This is a genomic window from Streptomyces sp. NPDC040610, from assembly GCF_055594065.1.
In genome coordinates this window covers 577,629-593,342 of the sequence record NZ_JBVIXA010000003.1, presented here as the reverse complement: position 1 = coordinate 593,342, position 15,714 = coordinate 577,629, and the positions used below count along the sequence as shown (strand labels likewise).

Sequence of the window (15,714 nt, the reverse complement as noted above, 5' to 3'; positions counted from 1 at the left end):
TGTGCGGGGCTGCTCGTCACGAGTCTGTACGGGGGCGGGGGCGGGCGCCGAGGGATGTTGCCGGTCCGGCAAAACGGCCCCCGGCGAGACGGCCCCGGCAGATCGGCCCCCGGCGAGGCGGCCCCGGCAGGGGAGCCGGACGGCCTACGCGCGGGGCTTCGCCGCCAGGAGGTGCGCGTGCTGCGTGCGCTCCCCCTCGTACGGCTCCCGGAGCAGATATCCGTTCGCGGCGAACCCGGCCTCCCGGAGCTGCTCCGTGATCCGCTCCGGCCGCCAGCGCTGGAAGTCCAGGTCCACGTCATGGCCGAAGGCCTCGTCGAAGTGGCGTATGCCGTCGCCGACCTGGAAGCCGAGCAGGAGCTGGCCACCGGGGGCGAGGACGCGGTGGAACTCGGCGAAGACCTTCGGCAGGTCGGCCGGCGGGATGTGGATCGTCGAGTACCACGCGACCACCCCGCCCAGCTCCCCGTCCGGCAGGTCGAGCGCCGTCATCGAGCCGACCTCGAACGGCAGGTGCGGATACTTGGCGCGGGCCAGCGCCAGCATGCCCGGCGACAGGTCGATCCCCCGCATCCGCAGCCCCAGGGAGCTGAGGATGGCGCTCACCTCGCCGGTGCCGCAGCCGATGTCGGCCACCGTGCCCCCGCCCGCGTCCCGCACCAGCTCGGCGTAGGCCGTGAACATCGCCCGCGCCAGCGGCCAGTTGTCCAGCTCGCCGCGCCACTCCTTCTCGACGGCCTCGGCGATGGCGTCGTAGGAGGTCCGAGTCCTGATCAAGTACGCGTCTTCAGCCATGCCGGGACGCTACTCGGACCCACTGACAACGCCCCCGGGCGGACGCCTCCCCGGCGGACGTCCGCCCCGGTCCCCCTCAGCCCCCGGTCCGCCTCAGACCTCCTGCGCCGCCACCGACGGCAGCGGGAGCAGCGGCGACGACGGGTACGCCGAGGGCGCGCCGCCCGCGAGGCGGGACTTCGGCAGCCACAGGGAGAGGATCCGGCTCGACCGGTCGAAGTACCGCTCCGGGGCGAGGGACTCGGGGAGCAGCGCGCCGAGGGACGGCGTGGCCTCCAGGTCGGCCGGGGTCATCCGGGTGGCCACCGTGTGCAGGCCGATGAGCCGCTGCTCCGGCTGGTGCAGCAGCCACACGGCGGCGAGCCCCCGCGCCTCGGCCTCGTCCCGGAGCGCCCCCCACGCCCGCTCCAGGGCCGCTTCCCCGTCGCCCTCGTACCGGAAGCGCTCGAAGCGGCTCACGTGATGCGCGTCCAGGGGCAGGAAGTTGTGCGCCCCCGCGACCCGCCACACGAACCGCTCCACGTCCAGGAAGAACGGGCGGCTCCAGAACTTCACGCCCGGCTCGAACTCCAGCTCCTGGCTGGTGAACCGCTCGTACTCGACGACGTCCGCCCACGTCTCGAACAGATACCGGCCGCCCGTGTAGTGCCGCCCCGCCGCCTCGTCGATCCGGCTCGGCATGTACTTCGCGTACATGCCGGGCCGTACGTCCATGACGCGCCGCTCCACCTCCTGCTTGTCCACGATGTCCTGCACGTCCGCCGCGCCTGTGCCCGCCGCCAGCGGGAAGTCCGACGTGAACGCGGCCTCCATCGGGATCGGGCCGATGTCGTAGCCCTTGATCGGGCCGGGTCCGTATGTGTGCGTGGTCATGCCACACCCCTTCGCTGCCGCTGGTTTCCGGATGTGCCAGGACCATAACTCGAACATCGGCCAATTTCCAAACACTGTTCAACCTTTGCTCGCCGTACTATGGAGCCATGCCTGCAGCCAGCCGCCGCGAGCGCCACCGCGCCCAGACCACCGCCGAGATCAAGGCGACCGCCCTGAAACACCTGGTGGAGGAGGGCGCGGAGGCCGTGGCCCTGCGGGGCATCGCCCGCGACATGGGCATGGCGCCCGGCACGTTCTACAGCTACTTCGACACCCGCGAGGCGCTCCTCGCGGCGCTTGCGACGGATGCGTACCGGGACCTGGCCGCGCACCTTCGCGCGGCCCGCGAGGCGCATCCGGCGGGGGACGCGGGTGCGCGGGCCCTGGCCCACGGGCTCGCGTACCGGGCGTGGGCGCTCACGCATCCGCAGGAGTTCCGGCTGTTGTTCAGCGGGCGGGGCCGGGCGCCGCGCGCGGACACGGCGGAGAGCGCGGAGGCGGAGTACGAGCTGTGCCTCGGGATCGTGGAGATCGCGGTGACGGCTCGGCCTGCCGAGGGCGGCAGCGGTGGCAGTGCTTACGCCTGGGGCGACTTCGACCCGGCGTTCACCGCTGTCGCCCGCGCCGCCTTCCCCGGCCTCACTCCGGCCGTGCTCGCCCTTTCGCTGCGGGTGTGGGGGCGGATGCACGGGCTCGTGACGCTGGAGATCGACGGGCTGCTGCGGCCACAGATCGGTGATCCGGCGGTGCTTTATGGGGATGAACTGCGGGATCTGGTGCGGGGGTTGGGGCTCTGAGGCCCGGGGAGACCGGGCGGGGCTCGTGCGGCTCGTGCGGCTCGTGCGGCTCGTGCGGCTCGTGCGGCTCGTGCGGTCGGGCGCGCCTCGTGCGGGTCACCTGAGGCCGAGGACCAGCTTCGCCGCCACCGCCGCCCCGTCGTCGCTGATCTCCGCCGCCACGGCCGCCGCCCGCTCCCCGGTCGCGGGGGCCAGCGCCGTCCCCAGCGCCGCCGACAGGGACGCGAACGTCGGCGTCGGCCCGTCGTGCGCCACGCCGATGCCCAACCCGGCCACCCGGCCCGCCCAGTACGGCTGGTCCGTCGCCTGCGGCACGACCACCTGGGGGCCGCCCGCGCGGGCCGCCGTCGTCGTCGTACCCGCGCCGCCGTGGTGCACGACGGCCGCGACCCTGCGGAACAGCGCCTGCTGGTTGACCTCGCCCACGACGAAGCAGTCGTCCTGGTCGTCGATCAGGTCCAGGTCGGCCCAGCCGCGCCGGATCAGGACCCGGCGGCCCTGTGCGCGTACCGCCTCGATGGCCACCCGGGCGACATCGTCCGAGCCGTGCATCGGCATGCTGCCGAAGCCCACGTACACCGGGGGCGCGCCCGCCTCCAAGAACGCCGACAGCCCGTCCGGGAGCGGGCGTTCGTCCGGCAGGAGCCAGGCGCCGGTCTGCACGACGTCGAAGCCGAAGCCCGCGCCCTCGGCGGTGCGCCAGGGGTCGAGGACCGGGTCCGTCGCCAGCCACGGCCGGTCGCCGATGACGTAGTCGCGGACGTCGGCCACCGGGGGCAGGCCGATCGACGCCCGGTTGGAGTTGACCGCCTCCCCGAACAGGGCGTTGATGCTGCGGGCGTCCAGGTCCCACAGAGTCCCGTTGTCGGTCACCTCCGGCGGGAACGGGCGGCCCGGGTACGCCAGCGGCGCGTGGTGCGGCGACGGCAGCGTGAGCTGCTGGAACGTCACCGACACCGACGGAATCCCCAGCTTCTCCGCCACCGACCGCGCCCCGGCCACGGCGGGCACCATGCCGGTCGCCACCAGCGCGTCGCACCCCTCGGCCGCCTTGCCCACGGCATCGAGCTGGCTCGCGATCAGCTCGGCCGCCCGCTCCGGCAGGGACTTCGGCTGCCGCGCCGCCGTCGTCAGCGCCCGCGCCGACTGCCCCACCGGCACCATCTCCACCCCGACACCGGCGAGGCGCCGCGCGAACTCCTCGTCCGGCGGCGCGCACACCCGCACCTCCGTGCCCAGCTCGCGCAGCCGCACCGCGAGCCCCACCAGCGGCTCGACGTCCCCACGCGACCCGTACGTCGACAGCACTACACGCATCTCGCGACTCCCCATGTCCACGGCTCCCGGCCCCGAAATCCGGCCTCGGCGGGCGATTCTGCGCCACCACGGGGGCCTTGCCGCAAGCCCCCCGGTGGGCTATACGTTGAGAGTGGCGGGGAGAGGGTGCCCGCCTTTTTCTGTGCCCGGCCCGCGCACGGCCCGCCGCGCGGGCCTCGGAGCCGACCGCCGGACAGGGCTCAGGCGGCCGACCGCCGCCAGGGATCAGGCGCCGGACACCGGCCCCGCCGCCGCGTCGGGGCGGATCTCGCGGCGCAGCACCTTCCCCGCCTCCGACCTCGGCACCCGCTCCCTGAACTCGATCACGCGCGGCACCTTGAACCCGGCGAGCGCGCCCCGGCAGTGCGCGGCGAGGCGGTCGGCGAACGCGTCGTCGCCCGGTATCCCCGGCTCGGGCTGCACGACCGCGGCGACCCGCTGCCCCCACTCCGCGTCCGGCACCCCGACCACAGCCACGTCCGCGACGTCCGGGTGCGCGATCAGGACGGCCTCGACCTCCGCCGGGTACACGTTCACACCCCCGGAGATGATCAGGTCGGTGCGCCGGTCCCGCAGGTACAGCCAGCCGTCCTCGTCGACGTATCCCTCGTCGCCCGCCGTGAAGTACCCGGCCCGCATGGACCGTTCGGTCTTCTCGGCGTCCTTGTGGTACGCGAACGGCACGGCGGGCCGGAAGTACACCCCGCCGGTCTCCCCGGCCGCGACCGGCCGCCCGTCCCCGTCCAGGATCCGCACGTCCGTGGCCGCGAGGGGCCGTCCCACGGTGCCGGGCCTGGCCAGCCAGTCGGCGCTGTCCGCCGCGGAGACCCCGCCCTCGGTGGCGGCGTAGAACTCGTACAGGACCGGTCCGAGCCAGTCGATGGCGCGGCGCTTCACCTCGGGCGGGCAGGGCGCGGCGCCGTGCACGACGGCGCTGAGGCTCGACACGTCGTACCGCCCGCGCACCTCGGCGGGCAGCCGGAGGAGGCGGTGCAGGACCGTCGGCACCGCGAACAGCGCGTCGACGCGATGCCGGTCGATCAGCTCCAGCCAGTCCTCCGTACCCGGCCGCTCCGCGATCACGGCCGTGTGCCCGAGCTGCATCGCCATGTTCGCGAACAGGCCCGGCGCCGCGTGGTACAGCGGCGCGGCGCACAACTGCGTGTACGCGCCCGGGCGCACGCCGACGCGCGCCATGAAGTCCAGCTCGTACGGGCTCGGCCCCGGCGGCGCTTCGGACAGCGCGCGGCGGACGGCCTTGGGGCGGCCGGTGGTGCCGGAGGTGTAGAGCATGACGCCGCCGGCGCGGGGGTGCAGGGACGGGGTGGTGGGGGCGGTGGCCAGGAGGGCTTCGTAGTCGGTCCAGCCCCGGGGCGGTTCCGGGGACGGGGCCGGGTGGGCTTCCGGCGACGGGTCCGGGCGCGCTTCCCGGGGCTGCCCCTGGGGTGCCCGCCCGGCCCCCCACACCAGGCGCCGCTCCGCCGGGATCCCCGCCTCGTCCAGCGCGGGCCCCGCCACGTCCAGCAGCGACGCGTCCACGACCACCACCCGCGCCCCGCTGTCGGTGAGCACGTGCGTCACCTCGGCGGTGGTGAAGTGGTGGCTGAACGGCGTGAAGTACAGGCCCGACCGGCCGGTGGCGAGCCGCAGCTCGAAGAAGGCGCGGCTGTTGGGCAGCATCGCGGCGACACAGTCCCCCGGCCGCAGCCCGAGCCCGGCGAGGGCGTGCGCGAGCCGGTGCACACGGGCGGCCAGTTCCCCGTACGTGAGGGTGGTGCCGTCGGGCTCGACGAGGGCGGGCCGGTCGGGGTGCGCGGCGGCGACCGCGCCGAAGCCGATCTCCGTACCCGCCCCTGCGTCCATGTCCGCCCCCTCGCGCCGCCGTCCGGTGTCCCTTGCGCATCGTAAGCAGCGGGGCGTCACGTTGGCATCAGTGCGCTGACCTGGAGTGCGTCGGCCCGGCGTGCGTCGGCCAGGCGTGCGTCGGCCCGGCGCGGCCTGCCCTGGCTTCCGTGCCCGGCCGGGCGGGCGGGGCCTGCCGCGCCCCGACCCACTCAGGTCCGGCGTCCGTACGGGAGCCGCTGCATGGTGGAGCTGAGCATGCGGGCGCTGCGCCGCGCGACCTCCGTGGTGTGCGCGAGGCGGCGCGGGTCGGGCACGGCCACGCCCACGGCGGCGATGATCTCGCCGGAGGCGGCGTGCACGGGCACCGCGAGGCAGAGCCGTTCGCCGCCCCATTCGTACTGGTGGAGGTCGAGCCCCTGCTCACGGGCCGCGCGCAGGCGCCGGGCCCAGTGGCTCGGGGTGTGGCCGGGCGGCGGCCTGCGCGCGGACGGGGGCGACCCCGGCGCCGCGAAGACGACGTCGGCCGCGCTGTCGGGCGGGAGGGTCTGTCCGGGCAGGTGCGGGAAGAACTCCCGGGCGGCCGCCGCGATCCCGGTCACGACCGTCATGCGCCCACCGGACGGGATGGCGACGCACACGGTGGCCCGGGTCTCCAGGGCGAGGCGCCGCAGCGGCACCGCCGCGCTCCGCTCCAGCAGCCGGTGCGTGGTCCACGACCGGCCGAGGCGCGCGAGGGTCGCGCCGACGCGATAGCGGCCGTCGTACTGTTCCACGGCGCCCAGTGCGACGAGTTGCCCCAACAGCCGGTACACGGTGGTCTTCGGCAGCCCGGTGCCCGCCGCCAGCTCGCTCAGCCCGGCCTCGTCGACCCTGGCCAACTCCTCCAGGAGCACGAACGCCCCCGCAAGCACGCCCCGTCCACCCGGAGAACCGCCCTCAGCGCCCACGCCGCACACGTTAGGCGCGGGCGGAACGGCACCTGGAGTACCAGACAAGCCGTATTCCTCCGGAATCGACCGACCGCCGCCCCACCCCGGACCGGCACGCCGAAGGCCCCCGCGGTGAGGCGGGGGCCTTCTCCCATCAGCCGGTACCGGCCTCGACTACGGGTTGACGATGAAGTAGTCGATGGGCACACCGAGCGGGCTGCCCCAGTCGATGTGGACGCGCACGGAGATGACGCCGTTGTCGGGCGCCACGTTGTACACCAAGTAGCGCGCGGAGCCGATGAACTTGCCGCCGCCGCCCGTCGGTTCGCTCACCGCCACGAACACGCGCGTGTTGGCCGTGAAGGTGGAACTCGTGAGGTTGAAGCGCACGAACCCGTTCCACGCGCCCCAGTCGTGCCGGTAGGTGTAGCCGCTGCCCGACAGGTCCTGCGGGCTCACCTTGCCCGCCTGCCCGATGGCCCGGATCTCCGATTCCTCGAGCTTGGCCTCGACGACCTGCTCGGGCCCGTGCGGCGTCTGCTGCTTTGCCATGTCGCTGCCCCCTCGCCCCCCGCCGTCCCCGGCGAGCGCCGAATCACGCGGATTTCCTACGCGTTCGAGGCTGCCCGGGGGCGCGGAGCCCCGGCAAGCGTTGTTCCGCTGACCGGACCGGGCGCTTCCCTCTCAGTGCTTCGGCCGCTCGGCCACCGCGCGCGCGAGCCGCGCCGCGAAGGCGCGCAGCGCGTCGAGGCGGTGCGGGTCGTACGGCATGGAGTGGCGCGCCCCCGACGCGGTGATGATCTCCACCCTGGGCCTGCGGCCGGTGCCGAACTCCAGGCGGGGCTCCTGGAAGAGGTGGGTGCGGTGGGTGTCGGTGTAGCCGAACACCTCAAGGACGCGGCCGTCGAAGGAGAGCAGGACGGTGTCGGTCACGAACACTTCGTGGAGTTCGTACGGTGGTGTCGTCACGTCGTCTCACCGTCCCCGGCGTAGAGGTAGCCGCCGGGGCGGGCGGGGTCGGCGATCAGCAGCACCTGGTCCCCGGTGCGCGGGATCCTCAGCTTGGACACGATGGTCTGGAGTGCGATCCGGTCGGTGCCGGTTCCCGACGGCTGCAGGACCAGGTCGACGACCGGGTCGAAGTTGACCAGCTTGCCGGTGTCGCTGATCGACACGACGACGGCGGGCGTCGTCGGTGCCCCCATGGCGAGCAACTGCCGCGCGGTGGCGGCGGAGTTGTGCGCCCCGATCGACTGCTGGACCCTGGCGAAGTCCTCGCCGCCGAGGAACGCGCGCGTCGTACGGCCGTAGAAGCCCTTGCCGCTGGCCACCTTCCCGGCGATCTCGGCGGCCCGCTCCTCGCGGGTCTTGCGCTTTCCGAAGAGTCCCATGGTGTGCCTTCCCCCTCTGGTGCGGGCTCTGCTGCGGGCCCTGGTGCTGGTGACCGGTGGTGCTGCCCGGCGTCGTCGAGGGGAACGCTAGGTGGCGGTCTTCGCCTACCGATCCCAGGTTCGACCGTCTGTTCCCCGACGACGTAATCTCGGGCCATGCCGTCCGCGAGCACGCTGCCGAGCGACGGGCACCGTCCGCGTGCCATGGTCATCGACGGGGCTTGGCGTGGGATCGGGGCGGGCGCGGAGTCCGGGTCGGCGTCGGGGCTTGCCTCGCTGAGCGGGCCCGGGGGCGCGCCGTTGACCCGGACGGTCAAGCTGATCGTGCTGCCGCTGATCGTCAGACCCGCGCTGCACCCGGAACTGGCGGCCGACTTCCTCGGCCCGCGCGAGGCCGACCGCCTCGACGCGCTGATCCGGGAGTCCGGTTCGCTGCTCGCGGCGACCGCACAGTGGTTCACGCTGCTCAAGAAGACCCGCCGGGCGCTCGGCGTCGTCGCGGGCAACCCCCAAGACCTGTACTTCCAGCGCTGCTTCGAGCTGGCTACCGAGTACGGGACGCCGTCGGGTGACGCGGGTGCCGTGGCCAGGGATGTGGTCGAGGAGATAGCGGAGGCGGGCGGCGGGCGGACGGTGGGGGCGTTGAAGGAGCATCTGGGGGATGGGGGCCGGCGGGCCCGGCTCGATGGGGAGTTGGCTGCGGCTTGGGGGGCGGCGGGGCGGGCGGACGCGGGTGTGGGCCTGGGTGCGGATGGGGGTCTGGGTGCTGCGGTCGGCTTCGCGGGTGACGTCCTGGAGGCCTGCGGTGCGGGTGGCCCGGGCGCGGGCCCGCTTCCGGGGGAAGGCTCGTCGGCCTTCGCGGCCATGGTCGGGGGCGGGCACGGCAGCCTGCTCGGGCGGGCGCTGTGGACGTACACGAGCGGTGTCTGGGGGCGTGGCGACGTACCGACGCATCTGGGGCTGACCGCGCACCGGACACCGCCGCGCCCGGAGGTCGGCCGGAGCGCGTCGACCGCGACGCTCCCCGCACCGCTCGACCGCACGCTCTTCGAGCGGCTCTTCACCGTCCTCCAGGCGTCGACGCACCGCGAGGAACTGCCGACGGTGCCGGAACTCGTGCGGCGGGAGGTCGGGCGGAGCTGCGCGCCGCTCGGCCTGTACGACGAGAGCCTGCGGGTGACCGTCGTGCTCGGGGGGCGGCTCGCGGTGGGGTTGGATCCGCTGGGGTGCGGGGGGTCGGGCGGCGCTTCCGGGGCGGGCAGCGCCTCTGGGCCGGGCGGCGCTTCCGGGGCGGGCGGCACCTCGGGGGCGGCGGACGCGGTCGTGCTCGGGGAGACGGCGGCCCACCGCGTCGTCAACGGCCGCTGGCAGCGCGAGGCTTCGGTCCTGCGGGCCCGCCGGATGACCGTCTCCCCCCGCCCCGACCCGGACGGCGGCGCGCTGGAAGCCCTCGCCCACGACCTGCGCACCCCGTGGTCGGCGTACATGCGGCGGCTGTGGGTGCGGCTGCACGGGCGGGACGTCCGGGACGCGGCGCTCGCGGACACGGCGGAGGCGTGGGCGGTGCTCGACGGGGTCGCGCGGTCGGTGATGATGGACCATCGGGCGCGGGTACGTACGGCGTTGCGCAGCTTGTCGTCCGGTGCCGCGACGCCTGGTGCCGCTTCCGCCGGCGCCGGGCCTGTCGGCACCGCGCGTGCGGCCGAGCCGAGGAGTGCGTGATGCCGGAGCCGCACGCCGACATGCCGGAGCCACAGGCCGACGTCCACGTCACCCGGGCCGATGACGGCACCGTACTGATCGGCGCCCCTGCCCCCGGGCCCGCCTGCACCCAGGCCGTCCTCGACGTCGCCGGGGCCGTCCTGACCTGGTCCGTGCTCGGCGCCCCGGGGCTGCCGACGGCGGAGATCCATGATGTGGGGCGGGCGCAGGGGTGGGTGTGGGCGGTGTACGGCGAGGGGGTGGCGGCGGCTGTGCGGGGGGTGGCGGCGGCGCCCTGGGCGGGTGGGGTGGCCCTTCGGGGTGGGGTGGCCCAGCCCCGTGAGATCGGCCTGCCCGGCGCGGTGGTCCCACCCGGCGGCGTGGCCCTGCCGGGGCACCCCACCGCCCTCGCGGCCCGCGCCGCCCGCCTCGCCCTCGGCCACTGGGCGGCCCGCTGGTGGCCCACATCGCACCTCGACGGGATACCCGCCCTCGAACCGGACGTACTCGGCCTGGAGTTGGCCGCCCTCACCCACGAGTGCCAGCAGCTCTTCGACGACCTGGAGGACCAGCCCGACGGCAACGCGGCCGTACTCCTCGAAGATCATCGAGCCGCGCTGGACCCACTGATCGCGTGGTGGCGTGCCGGACGGCGGACGACGACCCCGGCGCCCCAACTGGCCGACGTCCTGCGGCTGCTCGACGACGCAGCGGACAACGCCGGGGTGGACGGGGAGGCTTGGCGCCGACTCCGCTCGTCCCTGGAGTCCGGGTCCGGCCCCGGCACCGGACCCGCCCTCGGCGCCACCCCGACCGGCGGCGCGGGCGCGCCGCACGGTGAACGCCTCGACCTCACCACCCTCTTCCCCCACCCCCGCGCCTACGCCCTCACCGCCGGATCCCCCCTCCCCCCGGTCGGCCGCGTGATCGCCCGCGGCCCGGGCACCAACGACTGGCACCGCTACCCACCCGGCTTCGTCGACGCGTCCGAGGCCGCCGTGTCCTGGACGGCGTACGCGCTCGGCGCCGGACGCAGCATCGAGGTCGAGGTGGTCGCCGACGTCGCGGCACCCACCGGCGGCGTGCGCCTCGCGGCGGAGGTCGAGGTGGACGGCGCCCCGCCGCACCGCGTACCGCTGGCCCGCGGGGACGACGTGTGGGCCGGGCGTGCGGACCTCGACATCCCGGCCGCGGTGACGTCGCCGCGCATCGAGGTCGGCGTACTGCTGCCGGGGTTCGACCCGGGCCCAGGCTCCGGCACCGGCACCGGCACCGGCACCGGCACCGGCACCGACGACAGCGCGGCCCGCGCCGCAGTCCGTGCCCTGGCCCGGCATCGGCTGGCCGTCGCGGCGGGGTCGGGCGCCGGCGAGGGCACGGACACGGAGCCGTTCCTCGCCGAGATCGCGGCGGCCGCCGTACAGGAGGACTACTAGCGCATGCCGGAAGACGTAGCGGAACAAGGAGCCCAAGCGCGGCAAGGCGCACAAGCGCAGGAACCCGCACAAGCGGAGCAAGCCGAAGCCCCAACCGCCCCCCTGAGCTATGGCGACCCCTTCGACACCGGCTTCGCCCTCGCCGAACACCACCAGCTCACCGCCGACCTCCCCGCCGCCCAAGCCGTCTACGCCGAACTCCTCGCCCTCGCCGAGTCGATCGACGACTCCCCCGACGTACGGCTCCTGCGCGGCCATCTCCTCTCCGACCTGGGGTCCGTCCAGCTCGCCGCCACCGACCTGCCCGGCGCGACCCGTTCCATCGAGCGGGCCCTCGGCCTGGTCCGGGGTGTGGCGTCCGCCCCGATGGGCCCGCGCGGCCGCCAACTGTGGCTTGAGGTCCTGCTCAAGACGCTCCTCGCCAGGTCCGAACTGCTGCGCAGGACCGGGAACCTGGACGAGGCGCAGGCCACAGCGGACGAGGCGGCGGCCCTCCTGCCCGAGTTCACGGACCCCGAGGGGCTGCGCGGCGCCGAGGTCGGTCTGGCCCGCGTACACCTGCTGCTCGACCGGAGCGAGTGGGGCGCGGCCGAGGAACTGGCCTCGGCGCTCCTCGCCACGACACCCGCGATCGGGCCGCACCTGCTGGACTGCCTGGGCGTCATCTGCGCCTCGACGCAGCGCTTCGAGCTGGCGGAGGACTGCTTCGCCCGCTCGGAGGAGGGCTATCGGGCGCTCGGTCACGCCTCGGGGCAGCAGCAGCTCCTCTCCCACCGGGCGTACGCGGCGATGCGCGCCGGAGAGTTCGACCGGGCTGAGCAGTTGTACGCGGAGGCCGCCGCGGTCTTCGAACGGCAGGGCCAGTTCGAGGACCTGGCGGTCTGCGAGCAGGCCCGCGCCGCCCTCGCGGCGTGGCGCGGCGACACCGCCGACGCGCACGACCTGACGGCGTCGAGCCTGGCCCGCTTCGAACGCCTCGGCGCGGCCGTCGCCGCCGCCGACACGATGCTGATGGGCGCCCGGCACGCGTACGAACGGGGCGACATCGACGAGATGAAGCGGCTCGCGCAGGGCGCGCGGGACGCGTACCAGGAGCGCGGCGTGTACGAGCGCTGCGCGCAGGTGGACCTCATGCTCGCGAAGACCCTTGAGGACAACCTGAACCGGACCGACCACGGCGAGCACGAGCGCACGTCCCTCGCCAACGCGCTCTCCCTCGCGCTGCCCGCCGCCCTGACCCTGGAGGCGGCCCGCTACGACTTCGCCAGCGCGCACGCCCGCAGCCAGTGGCATCAACTCGCGGACGAGGCCATGCGGTTGGCGTTCCGCCTGGCCCTGCGCGCCGGGGACCAGGGGCTGATCTTCGAGCTGGTGGAACATCGGTGCGCGGGGGCGTCGTTGGCGTTGAGCCGGGGGGATCGCGCGGGTGGTGCGGGGCGCGCAGGCGGCGCAGACCCATCGGACCGCCCGGACCGCACGCCACCCTCCACCCCCGGCACAGCGCCGATCTTCCCGGACTCGGCCATGAAGACGTACCCGCTCAGCCAGCCCACCGCCGAACGCGCCTCCGAGGCCCCGCTGACGCTGGGCGGCGTGGCGGCCGATGCCGCCGCGTCGGCCGGCCTGCGGGTCGCGCCCCCGCCCCGGATCCTGATGTCGGCGGAGACGGGCCGCATCGCGCTCCAGGAGTACATCCAGGCAGCCGAGTTCCGCTATCACCGGTGGATCGTGAGCGAGGAAGAGGTGCCGTTCTGGCCGCCGTCGACGACGACCTGACCGAAGCGCACCGCCCCGTGGTCCAGGTCCGCCTGGCCGACGCGGGCGACCTCCACATGACGTGGACGTGGACCACCGGCGCCCAGGGCTTCGGCACGGGGTACGCCCCGGAGCGGGAGGTGGACGAGGCGGTGGGCGCGCTGACGGCGGCGCTGCCGGGCGGGGGCGGTGGGGTGGACGGGGGCAGGGGGCCGGACGGGGGCAGGGGGCCGGACGGGGGCAGAGGCGGCGGCGCGGAGGGCATGCGGCGCGCGTTCGAGTCCGGGGCGCTGGCCACGTACGAGGACGAGCGGCGCCTCGCACGCGTACTGGCCGAGGCGTTGTGGCCCCCGGGCCTGACGGACCAGATCCGCCAGGTGTCGGCCCACCGCGGCCGCCCCCTGATACGCCTCCAGCCCTCACCGCGGGTGGCCCAGGTCCCCTGGGAACTCCTGGCCCTTGACGCGCCCGGCACCACGACGGACACCCGCCTGCTGGACGTGGCGGACATAGCCACGACGACCCCGGCTTCCCTACGCGGCAATACCCCCAACTCCCCCACCACACCTGCCACTACTGGCTCCTCCACCACACCTGCCACTGCTGGCTCCCCCACCATCCTCATCCTCGACCCCCGGATCCCCGGCTTCCGGGCGGACTCCGCCCTCGGCTCGGTCCTGGGCCCCCCGGGCACGGACCCGGCCGTCCTCGCCCTGATCCAGGACCACATGGACGCGGGCCCGATCGCACCCCCGGTCTCGACCCCCGCCGAGGCGCTGCGCCGCACGGACCTGGACCGCGACTGGCTGAGCGAGGTGCTGCGCGAGGGCGCGCGCCGCCTCCTGTACGTGGGCCATGTGAGCGGCGCGCCGCTGGAGGCGGGCCAGAGCGAGGACGTGACGCTCCACCTGACCTGCGGCCCGGAAACGACGGGCCTGACGCCGCCGATCCGCACCCACCGCCCGCTGTCGGCGAAGGACCTGCTCCTGGGCACGCTCCCGCTCCGTCCTGACGGGGTGCCGGGGGCACATCTGTGGCCGGCGCCCCCGCGGGTGGCGCTGATCGCGTGCGAGAGCGGCGGCGATCTCCGCTTCACGGAGTCGTTCGGCCTGGCCACGGCGATGATTCACAACGGCGCGCACCTGGTGACGGCGACGCGCTGGTCCCTGCCGACGAGCTTCGCGTTCCACAGCCTGGCGGCCGTACCGACTTCAGTACGCCCCCTCACAGAGGCGGTGATCGCGGTGGACGCGGCCCACGAACACACCGACCCGATCCGCACACTGACCCGCTGGCAGCACACCCAACTGAACCACTGGCGCACCACGCACAGCCCGGAGCACACCCCCCTCCTCTGGGCGTCCCTGACCAACATCATCAACTAAGAGCGCCCCACACCCCCGGCCACACAAGCGAAACAACCCCGACCGCAACAGCGAGAACCCCCGCACCGAACAAGCCCCAAATGAACCGAACGGCAGCGGCACGCTCCCGCCGATCATGTTCGAGATCGGGCGTGAAAACAGCAGGATCACCGGGCGCGTAATGCACAACAACACAACACCCAAGGGAAGACCGGGGCTTCGCAATGCCTTCCCGGCAAAGCGCGGTGACGAGCACACCCTCAAGCGTGGCGAACTGCACAACAGGAGCGTGATTGACGATCTCCTCACCCTCCCCATCGGTGTAGACATCCCGACTGACAGCGACCACGCGCCCAGGAACGGCGACAGCACCCGCGAGCAATTCCCCTCGCTCCCGCGCATGCCGAACATCCGGACTAAGCCCCCCGACCAAACCCAACAACCCCCCAATCCCGAGAAACCCAACCCCCACCCCCCAAACAAAAAACGCCTGAACGACCAACCCCACCACCATCAACCCCACCAAACAATTGGGCGCACCAAGCCCCCGAGTCTCCCCCTCCACATCCACCAACACCCGAACCCGCTCAGGCCGCCCCCGCGGAAACCACACCGAAACCTCCTGCCCCACCCAGGCCGCATACACAACATGCCCCCGCTCCCCCGCATGCCGCACCCGCACCTCCCGCCCCACCCCCGGATCCCAGAACGCCACGGTCACCGCGATCCCGCCCCGCTTGGACTCCCCATGCCCAGGCGGATGCACCCCCACCACAGTCCCCACCCCCCACACAGCCCGCTGCACCCGAGTAACCCCACCCAGGGACAGCGCATACCCCACCAACGCAATCCCCCCAGGCACCACCCACCACAACCCCAAGCTCCCCTGAACATCCATCCCCGAACGGTCCCCCACCCGCCCCTCTACCGATCCCAGGTTTCCCGCCCACCCGACCAGACATCGTCAGTCGCGAGCACACACTCCGGCCGACTCACTCTTGACCTCGGCAAGCTTCATGCCCCAAGAAACGGCAACGCGGATGCCGACGGCCCGGGCCTGATCCACCCGTACACCAGGAACTACCGGTCGCTGAATCGACCGACACCGGCCAGCATCTGAGCCAAGACGGCCCTGTCGAGCCTGCGTCCCACTGGGCTGCGAGTTCGATCAACCGCTCCCGCGAGTACTCGGCCTGGATGAGGGTGTCGACGTCGATGAAGTCACGGACCTCGGCCCGGGAGAACAGGGCTTCCATCTTGCCGGCCGCCACATCGTCCCGATGCAGCACCGGCCCCATTCGGTCGCCACAGGCAGCCGCTGGAGGAACTCTGCTACCAACTCGATCCTTTTTTTCCTGCCCGCTCACCGGGAACGCGATCCGCGGAACCCCGGATCGCCCGGTCACGGCTCCAGTACGATCAACGGGCGTGTGGACTCGACGGTGTACACGTTGACCACCATAACGGCGTCCACTCCGCACAGCCGGGTTCCGCGGCAGCATCGTTCCCGG

The 15,714-nt window shown here is 73.8% G+C and carries 14 protein-coding genes; 5 read left to right on the top strand and 9 right to left on the bottom strand.

Annotated elements, in window-relative coordinates:
• Window positions 1–144 precede the first annotated feature (144 nt).
• Together ACZ6AA_RS15350 and ACZ6AA_RS15345 are read right to left on the bottom strand one after the other, a co-directional pair.
• On the bottom strand, window positions 145–795 hold the full coding sequence (locus ACZ6AA_RS15350; protein ID WP_468460183.1) for a class I SAM-dependent DNA methyltransferase: 651 nt from the start codon (window positions 793–795) through the stop codon (window positions 145–147).
• A 93-nt stretch (window positions 796–888) separates the two neighbouring features.
• Entirely contained in the window at window positions 889–1,668 is a 780-nt protein-coding gene (locus ACZ6AA_RS15345; protein WP_468460185.1) for a hypothetical protein, read from the bottom strand.
• Between the two features lie 107 nt (window positions 1,669–1,775).
• Between ACZ6AA_RS15345 and ACZ6AA_RS15340 the strand changes: the two genes are divergently transcribed.
• Window positions 1,776–2,465, top strand: coding sequence for a TetR/AcrR family transcriptional regulator (locus ACZ6AA_RS15340; protein ID WP_468482918.1), 690 nt, complete (start codon window positions 1,776–1,778; stop codon window positions 2,463–2,465).
• A 96-nt stretch (window positions 2,466–2,561) separates the two neighbouring features.
• Here the strand turns inward: ACZ6AA_RS15340 and ACZ6AA_RS15335 are convergent, their stop codons facing one another.
• The 6 genes from ACZ6AA_RS15335 to ACZ6AA_RS15310 form a co-directional block, all read right to left on the bottom strand.
• Entirely contained in the window at window positions 2,562–3,782 is a 1,221-nt protein-coding gene (locus tag ACZ6AA_RS15335; protein ID WP_471458369.1) for a glycosyltransferase, read from the bottom strand.
• A gap of 225 nt (window positions 3,783–4,007) precedes the next feature.
• Window positions 4,008–5,645, bottom strand: a complete 1,638-nt coding sequence (locus ACZ6AA_RS15330) for an AMP-binding protein (protein WP_471458367.1) — start codon at window positions 5,643–5,645, stop codon at window positions 4,008–4,010.
• Window positions 5,646–5,836: 191 nt separating this feature from the next.
• A complete protein-coding gene (locus ACZ6AA_RS15325) occupies window positions 5,837–6,538 on the bottom strand; it encodes an IclR family transcriptional regulator (protein ID WP_471458365.1) in 702 nt (233 codons plus the stop codon).
• A gap of 192 nt (window positions 6,539–6,730) precedes the next feature.
• Complete coding sequence (locus ACZ6AA_RS15320; protein ID WP_471458363.1) at window positions 6,731–7,108, bottom strand: hypothetical protein; 378 nt, start codon at window positions 7,106–7,108, stop codon at window positions 6,731–6,733.
• A gap of 132 nt (window positions 7,109–7,240) precedes the next feature.
• On the bottom strand, window positions 7,241–7,525 hold the full coding sequence (locus tag ACZ6AA_RS15315; RefSeq protein WP_468460197.1) for a hypothetical protein: 285 nt from the start codon (window positions 7,523–7,525) through the stop codon (window positions 7,241–7,243).
• Window positions 7,522–7,947 carry a hypothetical protein gene (locus ACZ6AA_RS15310; protein WP_468460199.1) on the bottom strand — a complete coding sequence of 142 codons (426 nt, stop codon included), beginning with the start codon at window positions 7,945–7,947 and terminating at the stop codon, window positions 7,522–7,524. The genes ACZ6AA_RS15315 and ACZ6AA_RS15310 overlap by 4 nt, the downstream gene beginning before the upstream one ends.
• Before the next feature lie 156 nt (window positions 7,948–8,103).
• Between ACZ6AA_RS15310 and ACZ6AA_RS15305 the strand changes: the two genes are divergently transcribed.
• Genes ACZ6AA_RS15305 through ACZ6AA_RS15290 form a run of 4 tightly spaced genes read left to right on the top strand, consistent with a single transcriptional unit; the run spans window position 8,104 to window position 14,224 of the window.
• Window positions 8,104–9,669 carry a hypothetical protein gene (locus tag ACZ6AA_RS15305; RefSeq protein WP_471458360.1) on the top strand — a complete coding sequence of 522 codons (1,566 nt, stop codon included), beginning with the start codon at window positions 8,104–8,106 and terminating at the stop codon, window positions 9,667–9,669.
• On the top strand, window positions 9,669–11,084 hold the full coding sequence (locus ACZ6AA_RS15300) for a hypothetical protein (RefSeq protein ID WP_471458358.1): 1,416 nt from the start codon (window positions 9,669–9,671) through the stop codon (window positions 11,082–11,084). The genes ACZ6AA_RS15305 and ACZ6AA_RS15300 overlap by 1 nt, the downstream gene beginning before the upstream one ends.
• A 3-nt stretch (window positions 11,085–11,087) precedes the next feature.
• Window positions 11,088–12,860, top strand: a complete 1,773-nt coding sequence (locus ACZ6AA_RS15295; protein ID WP_471458356.1) for a hypothetical protein — start codon at window positions 11,088–11,090, stop codon at window positions 12,858–12,860.
• The gene (locus ACZ6AA_RS15290; RefSeq protein ID WP_471458354.1) at window positions 12,806–14,224 is read left to right on the top strand and encodes a CHAT domain-containing protein; all 1,419 of its coding nucleotides are present in this window, start codon (window positions 12,806–12,808) and stop codon (window positions 14,222–14,224) included. The genes ACZ6AA_RS15295 and ACZ6AA_RS15290 overlap by 55 nt, the downstream gene beginning before the upstream one ends.
• Before the next feature lie 971 nt (window positions 14,225–15,195).
• On the opposite strand, the gene ACZ6AA_RS15285 is transcribed toward ACZ6AA_RS15290, so the two are convergent.
• Window positions 15,196–15,459 carry a hypothetical protein gene (locus ACZ6AA_RS15285; RefSeq protein ID WP_471458478.1) on the bottom strand — a complete coding sequence of 88 codons (264 nt, stop codon included), beginning with the start codon at window positions 15,457–15,459 and terminating at the stop codon, window positions 15,196–15,198.
• Between the last annotated feature and the right edge of the window lie 255 nt (window positions 15,460–15,714).

What these genes read in the sequence shown, in the direction of transcription:
- ACZ6AA_RS15320 (WP_471458363.1), bottom strand. Translation starts at nt 7,108, where the DNA reads ATGGCAAAGCAGCAGACGCCGCACGGGCCCGAGCAGGTCGTCGAGGCC.
- ACZ6AA_RS15295 (WP_471458356.1), top strand. Translation starts at nt 11,088, where the DNA reads ATGCCGGAAGACGTAGCGGAACAAGGAGCCCAAGCGCGGCAAGGCGCA.
- ACZ6AA_RS15335 (WP_471458369.1), bottom strand. Translation starts at nt 3,782, where the DNA reads ATGCGTGTAGTGCTGTCGACGTACGGGTCGCGTGGGGACGTCGAGCCG.
- ACZ6AA_RS15345 (WP_468460185.1), bottom strand. Translation starts at nt 1,668, where the DNA reads ATGACCACGCACACATACGGACCCGGCCCGATCAAGGGCTACGACATC.
- ACZ6AA_RS15330 (WP_471458367.1), bottom strand. Translation starts at nt 5,645, where the DNA reads ATGGACGCAGGGGCGGGTACGGAGATCGGCTTCGGCGCGGTCGCCGCC.
- ACZ6AA_RS15350 (WP_468460183.1), bottom strand. Translation starts at nt 795, where the DNA reads ATGGCTGAAGACGCGTACTTGATCAGGACTCGGACCTCCTACGACGCC.
- ACZ6AA_RS15340 (WP_468482918.1), top strand. Translation starts at nt 1,776, where the DNA reads ATGCCTGCAGCCAGCCGCCGCGAGCGCCACCGCGCCCAGACCACCGCC.
- ACZ6AA_RS15310 (WP_468460199.1), bottom strand. Translation starts at nt 7,947, where the DNA reads ATGGGACTCTTCGGAAAGCGCAAGACCCGCGAGGAGCGGGCCGCCGAG.
- ACZ6AA_RS15285 (WP_471458478.1), bottom strand. Translation starts at nt 15,459, where the DNA reads ATGGAAGCCCTGTTCTCCCGGGCCGAGGTCCGTGACTTCATCGACGTC.
- ACZ6AA_RS15305 (WP_471458360.1), top strand. Translation starts at nt 8,104, where the DNA reads ATGCCGTCCGCGAGCACGCTGCCGAGCGACGGGCACCGTCCGCGTGCC.
- ACZ6AA_RS15300 (WP_471458358.1), top strand. Translation starts at nt 9,669, where the DNA reads ATGCCGGAGCCGCACGCCGACATGCCGGAGCCACAGGCCGACGTCCAC.